This is a genomic window from Pedobacter sp. 05L430 (assembly GCF_056397585.1).
Map to the genome: position 1 here is coordinate 1 of NZ_JBFTNT010000445.1, position 2,251 is coordinate 2,251.

Sequence of the window (2,251 nt, forward strand, 5' to 3'; positions counted from 1 at the left end):
CTGTTTCCTCCTTTCAATGCGTAAATAACATCCATTCGCGACATTTTCCAGGCGGGATAAATCCCCGAGACCAATCCAAGTAACAGACAGCTAAAAAGACAGAAACCAAACACCCGCCAGCTGATGATAAAACTATCGGTCGGCATTTTGAATAGCGGATCAAAGGTGTTGATAAACTGTACCAGCAACTGTGAGGCGTAAATGGATAAGCCTAGGCCGATCAATCCACCAATTAAGGTAATGATGATGTTTTCTGTTACCAGTTGCCCCACAAGGGTACCGGAAGTTGCACCGAACGACTTAYGGATACCGATTTCCTCTGCCCGTTCTCCAATCCTGGTGACATTAATATTCACCAGACTGATTGCCGGGATCAGCATAAAAAGGATCAGCACAATACTAATTACAATCGCGGTTTTCCCATATTCAGGTTCATCATCGTTAAAGGAGCTGCTTTTCGCAAATTGTTCCAAAGCGGTGAATGCATGCACTTTTACCGAATCTGCACCCGAAACCAGATTCGCTTTTTTTAGAATCCCTCTTAGCTCGGCACGCACCTTTTTCAGGTCGTTCGTCTTTGCTAACAGCAGCGCATTATAAGTGCCTTCCAGCGCTTTTTCTGTTCGCTGGGTATTCACATCAGTGGTGTAAGGAACATAAACATCGGAATAAATTCTGCTGAAGGGCGTTGCGGGCTTTACTACACCAATCACTTGGTAAGCTATTCCTTGTATCGGAAAGGTCTTCCCCAGGGCAGCGCCGTCCTTAAAAAAGTATGCTTTTGTTTTTTCACTGATCACGGCAACCCGGGCACCTTTTCTGACCTMGATAATATTAAAGGGTTTTCCTTCCAAAAATTCAAAATCCGTGATCTTCCAGAAATTTTCATCGGTAAACTTAAGGATATGACCCGCAGTTTTTCCATTTAGGAACGAAATAAACTCTCTGGTCGTAAAGTAGGAAATGGTCTCAGTGCTTTGCAAAGCTCGTATATTTTTTTGAAGGAAGCTGATGCTAGGTGCCGCATCTGTCTTTTTATCCCCCTTATAAACAGATACTTTATCAAGGATCAGCGTTCTTTCCCGATGAATTTCCGGCGGATTCGCACTCACAATCTGATCCAGAAAGGATGCGAATACCGTGATGACCATAAGGGTCAGGCTAATGCCCACGAGGGTCAGCGCGGTATAATACTTCTTGCGAAGCATAACTTTAAAAGTGAGTTTTATATAATTTTTTAACATGATTTCTAGGTTATACAGATTAACTGACTTGCTGGCCGTCAAAAAAGTGAATGATCCGCTGTGTTTTTTTTGCCATCTGCTCATCGTGAGTGACCATAACGATTGTTGTACCATCAATTTTATTCAGATGAAGCATTAAGTTCATCACCTCTTCTCCCATAGCACTGTCGAGGTTCCCGGTTGGCTCATCTGCAAGCAGGATTTCGGGATCCCCAATAATAGCACGGGCAATGGCCACGCGCTGACGCTGTCCACCCGAAAGCTGATTGGGGTAGTGCTTGGTGCGGGCACTTAATCCTACTTTCTCCAAAGCGACTAAAGCTCTTTTGCGCCTTTCAGTACCTGAAATACCCTTGCGGTATAAAAGTGGTAGCTCCACATTGTCTATAACCGAAAGGTCATTGATCAGGTGATAACTCTGAAAAATAAAACCCAGCTTAAGATTTCGGAAGGTTGCCAGGCGTTTGCGGCTGAGAGAAGTGACAGGCTGATTGGCAATTGCAATGGATCCGGCAGTGGGCGTATCCAATAGTCCCATTATGTTGAGTAAAGTACTTTTGCCGCAGCCAGAAGGGCCCATAATGGCTACAAATTCCCCTTTGTTAATGTTAAGATTAATGTGGTTCAGGGCAGTGGTTTCGATAGTTTTGGTACGGTAAACTTTTTCTATGTTTGATAATTGTATCATTTCGATTTGAGTTAATAATTGTTATTATAGGATTTTACATTCCGTGACGAGAAATTGAAGCTCCGCTCCTGGTGGTCTAAAAGTTACCACTAATTTTCCATTTTCACCCTTCAAAATAAGTATCAATTGGTCTTGGGGTCATCTGGCATTTTATTGGCAAAGGAATTAAGTTTTTCATATGATTTTGTGGTTTTATGGTGTCATTTATTGATTAGAAGGCTTATATTTTTTTATTGGTGGTAAAATCATAAAGCGTCAGCTGCCGAAGGTTGAAGTAGGCACTCCAAAAGCTTCTTAAGGCAAAGATATAATCACGGCG

2 protein-coding genes are annotated in these 2,251 nt (G+C 42.6%); both read right to left on the bottom strand.

Annotated elements, in window-relative coordinates:
- The coding region (locus AC1DG9_RS26190) for an ABC transporter permease (protein WP_477635584.1) at window positions 1-1,244 on the bottom strand (1,244 nt) is incomplete at its 3' end.
- 19 nt (window positions 1,245-1,263) lie between these two features.
- Window positions 1,264-1,932 carry an ABC transporter ATP-binding protein gene (locus tag AC1DG9_RS26195; RefSeq protein WP_172663451.1) on the bottom strand — a complete coding sequence of 223 codons (669 nt, stop codon included), beginning with the start codon at window positions 1,930-1,932 and terminating at the stop codon, window positions 1,264-1,266.
- Between the last annotated feature and the right edge of the window lie 319 nt (window positions 1,933-2,251).